General features: G+C 70.2%; 18 protein-coding genes. All 18 read left to right on the top strand.

The window, feature by feature from the left end; genetic code table 11:
- Positions 1 to 3: 3 nt before the first annotated feature.
- The 18 genes from ACO1BR_RS24045 to ACO1BR_RS23960 all read left to right on the top strand — a co-directional run bounded on the left by ACO1BR_RS24045 (position 4) and on the right by ACO1BR_RS23960 (position 13875).
- Positions 4 to 453, top strand: coding sequence for a hypothetical protein (locus tag ACO1BR_RS24045; protein WP_426797159.1), 450 nt, complete (start codon positions 4 to 6; stop codon positions 451 to 453).
- Between the two features lie 106 nt (positions 454 to 559).
- Complete coding sequence (locus ACO1BR_RS24040; protein ID WP_426797158.1) at positions 560 to 982, top strand: hypothetical protein; 423 nt, start codon at positions 560 to 562, stop codon at positions 980 to 982.
- Complete coding sequence (locus ACO1BR_RS24035) at positions 979 to 1755, top strand: tetratricopeptide repeat protein (RefSeq protein ID WP_426797157.1); 777 nt, start codon at positions 979 to 981, stop codon at positions 1753 to 1755. The genes ACO1BR_RS24040 and ACO1BR_RS24035 overlap by 4 nt, the downstream gene beginning before the upstream one ends.
- Positions 1755 to 2672, top strand: coding sequence for a hypothetical protein (locus ACO1BR_RS24030; RefSeq protein WP_426797156.1), 918 nt, complete (start codon positions 1755 to 1757; stop codon positions 2670 to 2672). Before ACO1BR_RS24035 ends, ACO1BR_RS24030 begins: the two co-directional genes overlap by 1 nt.
- 16 nt (positions 2673 to 2688) lie before the next feature.
- Positions 2689 to 3402 (top strand): hypothetical protein, encoded by a 714-nt coding sequence (locus tag ACO1BR_RS24025; protein WP_426797155.1) that lies wholly within the window; start codon positions 2689 to 2691, stop codon positions 3400 to 3402.
- A 27-nt stretch (positions 3403 to 3429) separates the two neighbouring features.
- Positions 3430 to 4209, top strand: coding sequence for a hypothetical protein (locus tag ACO1BR_RS24020; RefSeq protein WP_383914770.1), 780 nt, complete (start codon positions 3430 to 3432; stop codon positions 4207 to 4209).
- Between the two features lie 30 nt (positions 4210 to 4239).
- Positions 4240 to 4647 carry a hypothetical protein gene (locus ACO1BR_RS24015; RefSeq protein ID WP_426797154.1) on the top strand — a complete coding sequence of 136 codons (408 nt, stop codon included), beginning with the start codon at positions 4240 to 4242 and terminating at the stop codon, positions 4645 to 4647.
- A 251-nt stretch (positions 4648 to 4898) separates the two neighbouring features.
- Positions 4899 to 5288, top strand: a complete 390-nt coding sequence (locus ACO1BR_RS24010; RefSeq protein WP_383914819.1) for a hypothetical protein — start codon at positions 4899 to 4901, stop codon at positions 5286 to 5288.
- On the top strand, positions 5285 to 6091 hold the full coding sequence (locus ACO1BR_RS24005; RefSeq protein WP_426797153.1) for a DUF317 domain-containing protein: 807 nt from the start codon (positions 5285 to 5287) through the stop codon (positions 6089 to 6091). The genes ACO1BR_RS24010 and ACO1BR_RS24005 overlap by 4 nt, the downstream gene beginning before the upstream one ends.
- The gene (locus ACO1BR_RS24000; protein WP_426797152.1) at positions 6088 to 6963 is read left to right on the top strand and encodes a DUF317 domain-containing protein; all 876 of its coding nucleotides are present in this window, start codon (positions 6088 to 6090) and stop codon (positions 6961 to 6963) included. The genes ACO1BR_RS24005 and ACO1BR_RS24000 overlap by 4 nt, the downstream gene beginning before the upstream one ends.
- A gap of 49 nt (positions 6964 to 7012) precedes the next feature.
- On the top strand, positions 7013 to 7369 hold the full coding sequence (locus ACO1BR_RS23995; RefSeq protein ID WP_426797151.1) for a hypothetical protein: 357 nt from the start codon (positions 7013 to 7015) through the stop codon (positions 7367 to 7369).
- Positions 7366 to 8193 carry a DUF317 domain-containing protein gene (locus ACO1BR_RS23990; protein WP_426797150.1) on the top strand — a complete coding sequence of 276 codons (828 nt, stop codon included), beginning with the start codon at positions 7366 to 7368 and terminating at the stop codon, positions 8191 to 8193. The genes ACO1BR_RS23995 and ACO1BR_RS23990 overlap by 4 nt, the downstream gene beginning before the upstream one ends.
- Positions 8194 to 8262: 69 nt before the next feature.
- The gene (locus tag ACO1BR_RS23985; RefSeq protein ID WP_426797149.1) at positions 8263 to 8868 is read left to right on the top strand and encodes a hypothetical protein; all 606 of its coding nucleotides are present in this window, start codon (positions 8263 to 8265) and stop codon (positions 8866 to 8868) included.
- Positions 8869 to 8872: 4 nt separating this feature from the next.
- A complete protein-coding gene (locus tag ACO1BR_RS23980; RefSeq protein ID WP_426797148.1) occupies positions 8873 to 9640 on the top strand; it encodes a DUF317 domain-containing protein in 768 nt (255 codons plus the stop codon).
- A 46-nt stretch (positions 9641 to 9686) separates the two neighbouring features.
- The gene (locus ACO1BR_RS23975) at positions 9687 to 11489 is read left to right on the top strand and encodes a TraM recognition domain-containing protein (RefSeq protein WP_426797147.1); all 1803 of its coding nucleotides are present in this window, start codon (positions 9687 to 9689) and stop codon (positions 11487 to 11489) included.
- Positions 11490 to 11558: 69 nt separating this feature from the next.
- Positions 11559 to 12044, top strand: a complete 486-nt coding sequence (locus ACO1BR_RS23970) for a hypothetical protein (protein ID WP_426797146.1) — start codon at positions 11559 to 11561, stop codon at positions 12042 to 12044.
- A 361-nt stretch (positions 12045 to 12405) separates the two neighbouring features.
- Positions 12406 to 12981 carry a hypothetical protein gene (locus ACO1BR_RS23965; RefSeq protein WP_426797145.1) on the top strand — a complete coding sequence of 192 codons (576 nt, stop codon included), beginning with the start codon at positions 12406 to 12408 and terminating at the stop codon, positions 12979 to 12981.
- A 129-nt stretch (positions 12982 to 13110) separates the two neighbouring features.
- Positions 13111 to 13875, top strand: coding sequence for a hypothetical protein (locus ACO1BR_RS23960; protein WP_426797144.1), 765 nt, complete (start codon positions 13111 to 13113; stop codon positions 13873 to 13875).
- Positions 13876 to 13890: the final 15 nt, after the last annotated feature.

The raw sequence follows: 13890 nt of genomic DNA, 5'->3' as shown, positions 1-13890 counted from the left end.
GCCGTGGATCACGACCTGTCCAACCGCCCCGCTGATCGGCGGGCAGGGTTCGCCCGCTGGCTCGAAGACCGCGAATGCACCGACTGCTGGAAGGCCGCCCGCGACTCCGACAGCGCCAGCAAGGAGGAATGGCTCGCCGCCAAGCGCGCCGAGGAACAGCAGGCCGCTACCGACTGGGCCGAGCAGTTCGCCATGCCGCCGCTCGAAGGCCCCCACAAGGCCCTCGCTTGGGGTGAGCGCTCCCGCCACCAGCTCGTCACCACCGCCTACACCGCGCTGGTGACCGAAGGCAGCTGGGATGAAGCCGACTGGGCCGTGCTGGAGGAGCAGATCCGTGCCGTCACCCGGTCGGGATGGTGGATCGATCAGAGAGACGCCGAGGGCACTGACCTGCCCGAACTCCTGGACGCAGCCACCAGCGACGACCTGGGCACCGAGAACCCGTTCCGGTAGGCGCAGGCCCCTCTATACCCGACGATCCCCGGTTACCGAAACCGGGGATCGTTCGGAGTATTGATCCTCCCACCGCCACCCCGCGCTCGATGTGGAAGGACCAGCTGTGCCCGACGCCGTACCCCGCCCGCCCTACATTCCCGGCGACAGTTTCACCCCCGACCGGGACATCACCCACGCCCACTTCCGCCCCGGCGACAAGGTCGTCGTCCTCAAGGGCGTGGCCGGCAACGAACTGTGGGGCGAGGCGTACAAGGTCGTAACCCCCTCCTGGCACACCCCGACTGACGAAGACGGGTGGCGCCTGTACGACCCCAACGGCGGGGACCGCACCTACATCACCGCTCACCCCCGCTACCTCGTCCACCTCTCTCGCCGGTGCCCCGACTGTCTGATCTACCTGCGCGCTCTGGAGGACTACCTGCTGCCCCAGTTCGCAGACGGCAACGCGGCGGTCGACTGCGGCTGGTACTCGCTCACCCGCCTTAACCAGCTCGTGCACGTGTACGACGCGCGAGGCGACCGGTGACCCATACCCTCAGCACCCCGGACCGCGCTGCGGCGCTGGCACGGGCGGCCTCCCACGCCACTACCACGTTCGCCGATCCGCGGTGGCCCGCGTGCCTGGCCGAGGTCCTGCAGGATCTCAATGCGACCTGGCAGGAATCCGCCCAGGTGTGCGCCAGCGTCGCCTGGCAGGCCCGCGCCACCGGGCACAGTGCACTGGGCGTGCTCCACCCGGATCAGATCACCGGCCACGGGCCAGACCCGCTCGCCAGGCGGACGAACCGGCATCTATATCTGAGCACGCTGCGCTACGACTTCCGCTGCCGCACCCTCGAATCCGTCGTCGGCAAGGTCCCAGTGAGCGTGCTCAATCGCGACCCCTACAGCTGGGCGCTGGACGCCTTCGCGCGCCTGGGACAGTCCCGTTCGGAGGGGCTTGCCCGCATGGAGCGGGTCCTCGATACCGCCGGCGATCACCCTGGGACGCTGCACGTCCTGCTGCACGGGGTATGGCTGGGTGGTCTGCTTCCGAGGCGAGCGCACTGGCTGCTGGCGCTGGTGGACCGGCTCCCCGATGGCGGAGCGGGCGATCCGATCGCGCTGTTCCGCAAGTCGTCGGCCCTGCGCTCTCTGGGCCGGTACCCCGAGGCGCTGGACACCATCGACCGTGCTCTGGAGCTGCTGCCTCCCGGCGAACTGGCCGTTCACGCTGACCTGGTGCGCGAACGCGCCCTGGTCACTGCAGCCCACGATCTCACCCAACTCGCCCTACCAGTAGGGAAAGCCGCCCCGTAATGATCCCCCGCATCCACCAGCGGAGCCCCGACGCCGTCGAGGCACTCGGCGAAGCCCTCGGCCGCCCCGTCAGCGACCAGGAGGGCCTGACCGCGTACACAGTGGTCGCGCACTGGCCGGGCCTGGACTACTACACCCCCGATGACGAGCAGGAGAGGTGGACGTCTGCCGACTGGGCCGAACTCCTCGACGCTCCGATGCGGGATCGCCCCTTCCCAAGCAGCACGCGCGAGGACCGCCGCGCCATCTGGCACGCGGACGTGCGCCTGCACCCCGGCGACCGCGATCTCACCGGTGCGGAGTGGTCCGAGATCGCCCACCGACTCGCGCGCACCGCGGGCATCCACACCCCGGGCGACCACCACGGGTGTCGCTGGATCGCCGTCCAGGCCCAGCCCGGCCGCCTCGACCTGCTGGCCAACCTCATCCGCGCCGACGGCACATGGGAAGGACAACCCCACAATTTGGCCAAGGCGTTGATGAGCGAGTGCCGGCGCATCGAGGCCGACTTCGGCCTCACCCCGCCCCGCCAGGGCCGCGTTCCTCAGCGTCCCGCACAGCCCGTTCCTGCGCTCACCAAGGCCACCGGGCACCCCACTGCCCACTCCGCCGAGGAACTGGTCGGCGCCACGGCACAGCTCGCCGAACTGCTGCACCAACTCGCCGACGAGGCCACCGGCCCGGTGGCCACCGTGCGCGGCCTCGTCGAGCACGCGGCCTACCGCCTCGACCGCCTGCCCCACACCTACGGCCCGGCGGCCGGACACCAACTGGAGCTGATCGCCCGCCGTCTGCACAGCATCCAACAGGACCTCGAAGCCACCGCCGCCGCTCTGCCCAGCACCACCCGCAGGCCCGCACCGACCACCCCCGCGATCACGTCTCCCCAGGCCACCCCCGCACGACCGTCCCGCTGACCCACCAGAAAGATCCTTGTTCTTGGCCCTTGCCGACCGCTTCATCACCCTGGGACGCGATACGCACTCCGGGGAAGTCCTCGCCCGCGGCGGCGACCCCGAAGCCCACAGCATCCTTCAGCGCACCGGCTTCATCCCCGTCGTCCGCCTCCACCAGACGTATCACCGCCTGCCCACCAGCCTGGACGAAGCCGAGGAGAACCGTCTCGCCACTCGCGCCGTGGCCCGGCTGCGCGCCGTGAGCTATCACGTCGAGGCCGACGACGCCTTCGACACGGACCTGCGCGAGGCGCACTACCTGCCGCTCGGCTCCCAGATCGCCCACCTCGCCGAGCAGATCCGCGAAGCCACCACGACCGACGAGGTCGCCGACACACTGACCGAACTGACCGCCACACACGACGGGGTACTGACCGCCCTCGGTCAGGTCCTAGCGGCAACTGCCGAGTTCTACCAGGACCTTGGCCAATCACCGGACCCGTACACCGCAAAGCGACTGCGCTACCTCGCCGATCACCGGCTCGGTGTCATCTGGTCCGACTTGGCGCACATGCGCAATGACCTCGCCGACCGGCACCAGGCCCATCCCCAGCGCCGCGCGTGCACCGCCGAGGTCTCACCGGGCGAACGCGAAGCCTCCGCCACCTGCGCCTGCCCACCTACCCCGCCACGGCTGTCCACCACCAGCCCCGGCCCCGCCGTACCGAACCCAACGGCCCGGCGGCGCTGACCCTGCACCTTCCTTCCCGAGGAGACCATGCACGACCCCCACACCGACACCGGATACCTCGGCTCCTTCGCCACCATCCTGGCCGGCGAACTGCCCGGCACCTGGAGAAGCCAGTACCACCCGGACCGCGGAGGCAACACCGACCACGACGACCTCACCGTGGATGTCTGGGACATGAACGAGGTCGTCGATGCCATGGCCGACTACATCGTTGACCACTGCGCCGTGCTGACCCGCAGCGACGGCACCCGGCTGTTCGTCATGGACCGCAAGGGCCACGACGAGGGATTCCTGATCGCCGCCATGGCCCCCCAGGGCATTCCCCTCGAAGCCTTCCGTGGCGTACGGGAGCCCGACGGCATAGCCGTCGCCGACAATCCGTTCACGGCTGCCAAGGACATCACGCACGGCCTGCTGCCCCGCTACGACAACGCTCTCGCCCAGGTCCGGCACAACGCCGCCCGCCTCACCGCACCGGCCGCAGAGCCCGATCGCGTGGTGATGACCTGGTCCGGCGACGACCTCGTCGTCGAGGCGCCCGAACGCCCCGACATCGCCAAGACGCTGACCGACCACGGCTTCACCTTCGACACACACAGGGACGTCCTCGTCCTGTCCGGTGACGACTCCGCCCGCCAGGGGGCTTGCGTGCGAGCAGCCGGTGCCCGCCTGTCCGAGCTGGGCGTCGGCGTCATCCTGCGTAATCCACCGGCCCGGCCTGCCCTGGGCACCACCGCGGTCGCACCCCCGGCCCCGGCCAGCACGCCCGCAGCAACCCAGTCCACGCCGACCACCAGGCGCCGATAGCCCTGGCCTGCGAACAGGAGTAACCGTCACGTGGGAAACCGCGCCGACGACGAAGGCACCGACGTCGAGATCTACCTCAAGCCCCTGACCGACACCGTCCATGCCGACACCCCCACCGGCGCACCAGAGAAGCTCCTGGCCCTGCTCGATCGCGCCGGCTTCGAACGCAAGACGTTGGAGACGGCCGGGCCGGTCTACGTCTGGCACAAGGCTCCCGGGCACCTCACCGAGGACGCGAAGAAGCACCTTGCCACCGGCGCCGTGCCCGCACTGCTCATGGCCGGATACCTGGTCAACATCACCAATGACGTCTGGGACGCCGCCGCCTACCAAGACGCCGTCGCGAAGATGCGACGCCAGCCTGCCGCAGCGCCCGCAGCCCGGTCGAACGCCTCGCCTCTCTCGGTGTCCGCGTCCCGCCCACACCGCACACGCTGACCTTCACATCACCTGGAATCCCTGTCACCCACAAACCCGAACGCACCCCGCCTCCCATCACCGCCAGCCGCAAACCCCGCCTGGCCAGCACCCTGTTCCGCCGCTACCTGCGCACCGTCATCGTCGGCAACCACGACCGGAGCATCCCGCTGGCGGGCGGGCGCCCCGAGGCAGCCCTTGACGAAGCCCGTCGCCATGCCGACGTCCACCGCCATCTCAACTAGCCGCAGCCCAGATCGTTCAGGAGGCCCATGACCGACCCAACCCCCTCTTCCGTACGGCTCGCTGACGACATCGCCCGTCAGCTCAGCCTGCTCACCCAGCGACTGTCCCAGGCACCGCCGCGCGAAGCCGCCCAGATCCTCGGCAAGGTCCTCGACTACAACGAAGGCATCCTCGGGCGGGTCACCGAACTCATCGGCACCGGCTCGCGGTTCGCCCAGGACCGCTCCCAGCGCGGCATCCTGGGGCCAGAGGTGTGGCTGGCCCTGGGCCGCGCGGCCAACGAACTCGACAGCGTGGGCGTGGACCTCGACGAGCACACCGACTCCATCAAGCAGCTCGCCAAGCCCTCCCCCGCCGCCACCGGCCCGGCATCGAAGCCCGTGGCCTCCGCCATGGTCGTCAGGCGGCGCGGGTGAGGAAGAAGCAGCAATGGGCCGGCTGGGGCCCGGCCGGCCAGCAGGCTGAGCAGCACTATCTCGTCGAGCCCCGTCACCTTGCCGGCGGCGGAGACCTGCGTCACGTCACCGAGTACCTGCGCGCCTCGGGATGGAAGGACAAGACCAAGTCCGGCGGCCCGATCGTCTTCGACAGCCCGGACAAGTCCATACGCGTCGGCTACGACCCGATCACCCAGCCCGGCGGCTGGACCATCAGCGCAAAGCAGACCGCGCGGCAGGAGGCGTGGCAGGCGACCTTCTCGCGGCAGGTGCCCGTGGAGATCGTGGCCGGGGTCACCGATGCGCTGACCCAGCCGCGTTCCGCGCACGCCCCCAACGTATGGGCGCCCCTGCAAGAACACGGATGGCAGACCGAGCAAGGCCAGCACGTCACCGCGCGCAACCCGCAAGGCAACGCCTTCGTCCGCTTCCACCAGCAGGCCCCAGGCCAGGCCCACTGGTGGGCAGGCGCCCGCAACGAACACGGCCCGGTGTGGGAGGCGCGATTCACGCCCACCACGCCCATGCACCTGGTGCAGGCATTCAGCACGGCCCTGTCGGATCCGCAGCCGGTGATGCGTCCGCTCAGTCATGTCCCACCCTCCCAGCAGATCCGCACCACCTCCGTGTCCGTCCTGCCCTCCCAGCTCAGCGCCTGGCAGCAGACCCGGATCACCGCCCCCCGCGCCGCCACCTGGGCTCGCAACTCCTTCGCCACCAACCGACCGCGCACCAGCCCCAGCGCCCGGTCGTACGCCGCTCAGACGGGACGGATGCGGTGAGCCACGAACACTTCTACTCGCGCACCAACGGGCCCACCATCCACCGCATCAACCGCGTCCGGTACCTGGACGAGGTGACTCCGCGGCACCTGGCCGGCGGAGGCGACCCACGGCACGTAACCGAGTACCTGCTCGCCGCGGGTTGGAGCAACCATTCGGTGCCCGGCTACCCCCACGTCCTGCTGGAAAGCCCAGACCGGAAACTGCACCTCGCCCTGGAGCCCACAGCCCCGGAGGAACGCGACACCTGGTGGCGCATCCACCCCGCCTCCGGCCCCGACGGCGACGCCGGATGGTCCGCGCACTTCGGCGGTCACACCCCCGTCGAGATCATCGCCGGATTCACTGGCGCCCTCTCCACCCCAACACCAGCGCAGACGCAGACAGCCGATCTATGGCACATCGCCGAAAGCCGGGGATGGGCCAAGCAGTCGGTAGACGGCGACCAGATGGCGCTCTCACCGGACGAAACCGCGATCCTCGCCCGGGTCCAGACCCTCACCTTCGCCGGCACCCGCGACAACGTCGGCACCCCCACCTGGCGGTGGAAGACCGAGGTGTCCCTCCCCCGCGCCGATGGGCGCCGCCAGTGGCTGTGGGGAGCAACCCTCGACGACACCGCTCCCGCCGCCGCACTCGCCGGATTCATCACCTCCCTCACCTCCCCCGCACCGCTGCTTCGGGACGAGGGCCAAACCATCGGTCACACCTTCGGATACCTCCATTCCACTAGGAGCCCGATCGCCCCGGAACAGAACTATCGGCGCCACCTTCAACGGCTGGAAGACGCCCAGCGCACCAGGCCACCGGCGCCGCCCTCGGCCGGCCCCGCCTCGCCCACAGGAATGGCACACCGAACGAAGCGCCGCTAGCCGGGCACGAGCCCACCCGTCCCATTCCCTCTTCCGCATAAGGACGTTGATGCCCCACCCCCCTGCTCCCAGCCCCGACCAGATCACGCAGGCCACCACAACCCTGGCCCAGGTCAAGCACTATCTGCGTACCAACCCAGCCGCAGCAGACATGCTGCCGCTGCTCGCCCCGCTCCTCGACGAGGACACCGGCATGCCCATCCTGCTCGGCGACGTCCTGCGCAGCGCCGCGCGCCTCGTCGCCCAGCAGGCCCCCCACCCCCTGACCGACGAGACCCGCCGGATCATCGAAGGGCTGCGGGAAGCCGCACAGGACCTCACCGACTGGCACATCCTGCACTGGGACATTGAGCGCCTCGGCAATCTGCCATTCGACGCGCCGCACCCGCCGGCCCGCCGTCAGTGACCCGCCCCAACATCCCCACCCGCGCCAACGAGCCGCACAACACCATCTGGTTCGAGACCAGCCCCCGGCACCTGGCCGGGCGCGGCGACCCCCGCCGGATCACCCAGACGCTGCGGGCCGCCGGGTGGAAGAACCACTCCGACCCGGACTATCCCCACGTCGCGCTGGTCAGCCCGGACTACCGGCACACCCTGGTGCTGGAACCCGAGCCGAAGTCGTACGGCGCCTGGTGGCACATCCGCGGTGAATCCGAAGGCCGCAGCTGGTACACGGACTTCGGCGCCAACACCCCCGTCGAGATCCTCGCCGCCCTCACCGACGCCCTGCTCAAACCCGAGCCCGAGACCACGCCGGACATCTGGCCAGCGCTCGCCTCGGCGGGCTGGGCATACGAACGCGACGAACACGGCAACGAGACCGCCACGCACCCGGACAGCATCCTGCGCGTGCGCCGCTGGACCGTCGCTCCCAGTGAACGGTTCCACTGGACAGCCGAAGCCGCCCTTCCCAACGGAGGCGGCGGCCGTGAACTCCTGTGGCGGGCCTCACTCGACGACGCCATGCCCCGGCATCTGATCGCCGCGTTCACCACCGCCCTGACCAACGACGAACCCGTCCAGCGCGGCATGTACGACGTCCCGCACTCCCACCTCGTCACCCAGGAGCAGCGCGGACCGCAGGGCGAGCAGCTCGCCGCCGCCCACGAAACACGCCTCAAAGCCGTGCGCGCCGCCGCCCGCAAGGCCCGGCACACCGCAGTCCTAACCGCCGGCAGCGGTCCGGTGCCCACCGCGGCATCGGCCGCGCCGGTCCGCAGCCACTGACCGTGAGCTGGGCGCCGCCCGGCTTCCAGCTCACCCTCCCTCTGCCCCGCCGTTTCTCCGAGAGCGCCCTTGACCGCCCCCTCCCCGTCCCCGCAGGAACTCCACCAACGACGGCTCCAGCAGCTCGCGACGTACCTGCGCGAGAGCGAACTCATCCTCGCCAGCTGGGATGCCTACTCCGACGAGCACACGGATGAATCCGGATGGCCCAACGACGAGCAGGCGTACGGACTGCGCGCCGCCGTCCGCGACGCCGAGACCTGGAGAGCCTTCAACCGTGTGCGCTCCTGCGCCAAGGAACTCCTGGCCACCGCTGAGGTCCAGCTGCAACAGCTCGATACCGCAGTCGTCCGGCCCCACTGGCCCGGACGACTCGCCGCCCTCCACCACGCCCTGAACCGCCTCAACGCCCTACAGCACGAGTGGCTGGAGACCCGGGCCACGCTCCCGGCCTCCCTCAAGCCCGGCACCGAGGCGTACGACGACGTCCTCGACGAGCGCAACTCCGAAGCATGGCACTACCTGGGCGAGTGGTCCGCCCACGGCCAGGCGCTCCTCGACATCCACGCCGCAGCTCGCCAAGCGCCGTCGCGCCTGCCCGGTACCGGCGCCGCACCCAGCTGGGCGCCAGCCACACCCGCTGCGCCGGCCACATCGTCGACAGCGCGGAGGTGACGGCATGCACGAGACCATCGAGCAGACCCTCACCTCCCCGCGGTATCTCGCCGGCGGCGGCGATCCGGCCTGGGTCACCGTCCCCCTGCACCGAGCCTGTGGCTGGAGCTACGGACACGACCCACTGATGCCCCGCGTCATCCTGACCAGCCCCGATCAGCAGGCGACCTTGCGGATCGATCCCGACCCGGACGAACCGTGGTGGACCATCCGCCACGCCCGCACCGGCAACCAGCCGGCCTGGAAGGCCACCTTCGAGGCCCGTACCCCCGTCGAGATCATCGCCGCCTTCACCGACGCCCTCACCGACCCTCGCGCCCTGAACGCCGCCCCACCGCCCACTGCCCCTCTACGACAGGCGGGTTGGCGCGATGTCTCCCCCCAGAGCGGCCTCATTTCGCCCGATGGCGTGGTCCGCGTCGACTACATCACCGACCACGGCCTCGACCACTGGTTCATCACAGTCGCCGCCGGCCACACCCCCAACGATGAGCTGTGGGGGGCGTGCCTGGACGGCACCACCCCACCCCATCTGATCGCCGCGCTGACCCGGGCGCTCACCGACGACACCCCGGTGATCCGTGATCCGAACCGCCTGCCCGGTCTGGGGGTGCGCCACCGGCACGACGTCAGGCAGCACGTGCCCGTGGAGACCGTCGCCTTCGCGCTGGAGCAGCGTGTCACCGGCCTCTGCGCCCGGCGACGGAACACCACCGCGAACACCCCGGCCGCCGAGCCGCCACGCGTGCCGAACCCGCGCCGCACCCGCTGACCCACCTCCTCCCCTGCCTGCCCCCGCCACGTAAGGCCCTGCCCTCTTGCCTCAGCCCTCCAGCCCGAATACCCCGAACACTGACGGCTACGACATAGCCTTCCGCGTCCTGCTCGGCGCCATCGCCATCGCCGTCCCCGCATCCAACCTCGCCTGGCTCGGCGGCAACCTCACCGCCTGGGCCACCGACTCCGGACACACCGCCCCATACCAGCCCGTCCAGGCCCTGCTGCACCCCGACCATCTGTGGCCCAGCCTGGACGACACGTCCCTCCTGATCGGCGCACGCATCCTGCCCGGCGCCATACTGATCGCCCTCGGCATCACCGCCGCCGTGCTCTACAAGCGGCACAAGGACGGCACCAGCGGGCGCAAGAAGCGCGTCGCCGGGATGGCCAAGCACCAGGACATCGAGCCGCTGATGTCCAAGGCCATCACCGCCAAGGCCCGCTCCCTGCGGCCGAGCCTGAAGGACACCAAGCACATAGATGCCAAGGACACCGGCATCTTGCTCGGCAACCTTCAGGGCACTCGCCACGAGGTCCGCATGGGTTATGAGGATGTCGCCGTGGCGATCATGGCGCCGCGCTCCGGCAAGACCACCTCTCTGGCGATCCCCTCCATCCTCAACGCGCCCGGCCCGGTCCTGCTCACCTCCAACAAGGCGGCCGGCGACGCATATACGGCAACGCTCGACGCGCGCGCGGCCGTCGGCCGGACGTGGTCGATGGACCCTCAGCAGATCGCCCACTCCGAACGCCAGATGTGGTGGAACCCACTGGCCGACGCCAAAACGTTGGACGGCGCCGGCAGGTTGGCCGGGCACTTCCTCGCCGCTTCCGTGGACGCCTCGCAGCAGGGCGACTTCTGGTCCAAGGCCGGATCCAACATCTTGTCGCAGTTGTTCCTGGCCGCAGCCCTCGACGAACGGCCCATCACCGACGTGATGCAGTGGCTCGCGTTCCCTGCCGACCGCACGCCGCTGGACATCCTGCGCGACCACGGCCACGCCGCAGTCGCCGCCCAGCTCAAGGGCACCGTTGAGGGCCCGCCCGAGACGCGCGACGGCATCTACGAAACCGCCCGGCAGTACGCCGCAGCCCTCCTCAACAGCGAGATCGCCGCATGGGTGACCCCGCAGAAGGACGTCGAGGAGTTCAAGCCGAAGGACTTCGTGACCAGCAAGGACACCCTGTACCTGCTGTCGAAGGACGGCGGAGGCGGAGCGTCAGCGCTCATCGCGGCGTGCGCGGACTCGGTGATGCGGGCCGCGACGGCCCAGGCCGAACGCGCCGGCGGACGACTGGACCCCCCGATGCTCGCGATCCTGGACGAGGCCGCCAACGTCTGCAAGATCAGTGACCTGCCGGACCTGTACTCCCACCTCGGCTCCCGCGGGATCATCCCCATCACGATCCTGCAGTCCTACCGCCAGGGCCAGAAAGTCTGGGGCGATGCCGGCATGGACGCCATGTGGTCCGCCTCCACCATCAAGGTCATCGGCAGCGGTATTGACGACCCCGACTTCGCAGACAAGCTCTCCCGGCTGATCGGCGACCACGACATCGAGACCACCTCCACCTCGACCTCCGAGTCCGGGAAGTCCACCTCGGTATCGATGCGGCAGGAACGCATCCTGGCCGCCGACGCCATCCGCGCCCTGCCCAAGGGCACCGCACTCTGCTTCGCCACCGGCATGCGCGTGGCCATGCTCGACCTGCGCCCCTGGTACCTGGAGCCCGGCGCCGAGGAGCTGTCCGCCGCCTCCGACCGCGCCTCGAAGGCGATCACCCACCGCGCCCTGGCCAAGTACACCCCTCACCAGGGCGACTACGGCACGGCCGCGTAGCACCCGCTCATCTCACCCCTGTCCTTGGAGGCGTCCATTTCTGTATACGAGCCCGACGATCTCGACTACATGACGCGCCCCGAAGCTCTCGCGGCCGTCCTCACCGACCTCCGTGCCCACCAGGTCGACCCCGGCCCCGACGGCTTTTTCACCGCCCTGCGCCACATCGACCTCCTGGGCCACCTCGCCCTACGGTTCACCGCCGACGCCCACCACCTCCTCTCCGAGGAGATCCCGACCGCCAACCCCGCACAGGACGCCCTGCGATCGAGCCGGGCCGCGGCGACGATCGGGCGTGCCCTGGCCCACTACACCCAGGCCCTCCCCGCCCTGACCAAGGTCAGCGACCCTGCCAGCCGCACCACCATCAACGCGCAGCTGGAAGCCATCCCGCACCACTCCGCTCTGCGTCGCCATCTCGACGCCGCCCAACGGACCCTGGACGAGGCACGGATCGAGCTGACCGGCGCCGTCCCCCCGCTCCCCACCCGCAAGGCGTCGGCTGACGCGAAGCCCCCCGCAACGCCCCGCCCCCTCCACCGTCGCGGCCTGTAGCGCCACACACTCCCGGTGCCCACGCGCCGCGGCACGACGTTGCGATACAGGTCCTCGTCGACCACCACGACAGAGTCCTCGGCTGCTCTGCCAACGGACACCGTCGACCTCCACGACCAGCTCCGCAGGCACCTCGATGCCCCTTGGCCCGCCCTGCACCGCTCAGCAGTCAACGCAGCAGATCGCCTGTCCCCGACGCCAAGGAATCGCCACGTCTTCCGACTATTTCCTCTCCCCCTCCCTCCTCCTCGTCTCACCACTGCACGTGGCCGGCGAGGGCAACACCACCAGCACCTTCAGAGCGATCCGAGACCGTGCACCCAACTGGAGCCTTAGATCGGATCCAGACACCGGTCAGGTCATGCTGACCTCCCCGGACGACGCCACAACGATCAGCTACCACATGCTGGCCTCCGGCCCGGTACCCCGCTGGACCGCCGCCCACAGCGGCCCATGCCCCTGGACCGCCACCTTCTCGTGCAACACCCCTCGCGAACTGCCCCACGCGCTCTTGGCACCGCTGACACTGCTGCCCTCCCACCCCCTCACCGACACAGACCCGTTGAAGGACCTAGCCGAGGACCTCTACAACGCCGGGTGGAAGCGCACCGCCTACGGCACGCGAACCGTGTATCTCTCGGCCGACCGTCTGTGCATCCTCGCGCACACCCCCCACGAGGAGGCTGCCTGGCAGATCGCGACCCAGACACCTCGCAGTGACGGCTCCGAACGCTGGAACCTCTCGCTCAGCCACGACGCACCACCGCAGCTCGCCCGCAGCGTCATCCGCACGCTGGTGCGAGGCGAGCCCGTGATGCGCCGCCTGCGTGAGATCCCTCGCCCACTACGCCAATACGCCGTCATCGCTCCCCTCGCCGAGTTCCGCGGCCCACGTAAACCCCCCGAGCCGCCGGCGCCCCCACCAAGCCCAAGCTGATGACGCACCGGCCACCACGCGAAGCAGAGCGACTTCGACCCTGCCGCCTAAGCGCCCCCGAGGCCAGCGGCCATACCCAACCCGACGGGAGACGAGTCCCATTCACCTCTGCCCGACGCGGCGTCGCTCATGACCGAGCCGCCCGCCGAATCCCTGCTCTTCGACGTGGCGCCACCGCCCACGCCCGTCGAGCGGCTGCTCCACCTGGCCGACCAGTACACCCAGCACAACGACGCGCTCGACCTCCTCCTGCGCGCCGCCGACCCGCCAGCACCGGATGCCCACGCTGCCTCCGCGCAACGTCTGGCCAGCGACACCCAGTCCGCCATCAAGGCGATCCAGGCCGAACGGCTTTATGAAAGCGTCGAGTTGACCGAGACGGTCATGCGACTGAAGCAGCTCGCCTTCCTCGCCAGCGCCGCAGCCGACCTCAGCGTCGGAGCTGCTCGCGAGCTGACCGCGCTGGCCCCGGAAGCCGCCGTCAGCTGCGCCGTGACGCTGGCCGCCGAGACCCGGCGGCGCCGCTGGGCCACCGCCCCGGCCCCCGACGACCGGTTGAGCGCCGTTCAGCGCACAGCCCTGGCCGAGATCGCCTGCGGACATGTCGTGGCCAGCAGCTCGCTGGGCCGCGAGTTCACCCGCTCCCGCGAGCCCAAGGTGCTGATGAGCACCCTGCGCGCCTTGGAGACGAAGGGCCTGGCCGAGAGAACCGCAGGCTCGGCACATGCCGCCTACGTCGGCGGCCCGCCCCTGGACCGCGCGCGCCTCACCTCGGCAGGCATCACCGCCCTCGCCTCGGTCATCGACTCACCTCCGGCCGGGCCGAGCACCGCGCCCGGAACCACGCCCCGCCCTCTGCCTGCCACCGCGCAGGTCATCGCCCGAAGCCGCTGAACCAGCACAGGAGCC

Source organism: Streptomyces sp. YGL11-2, assembly GCF_050054615.1.
Lineage (GTDB): Bacteria > Actinomycetota > Actinomycetes > Streptomycetales > Streptomycetaceae > Streptomyces.
Note: the sequence above shows the minus strand (reverse complement) of the source record. Positions and strands in the feature narration are given on the sequence as shown.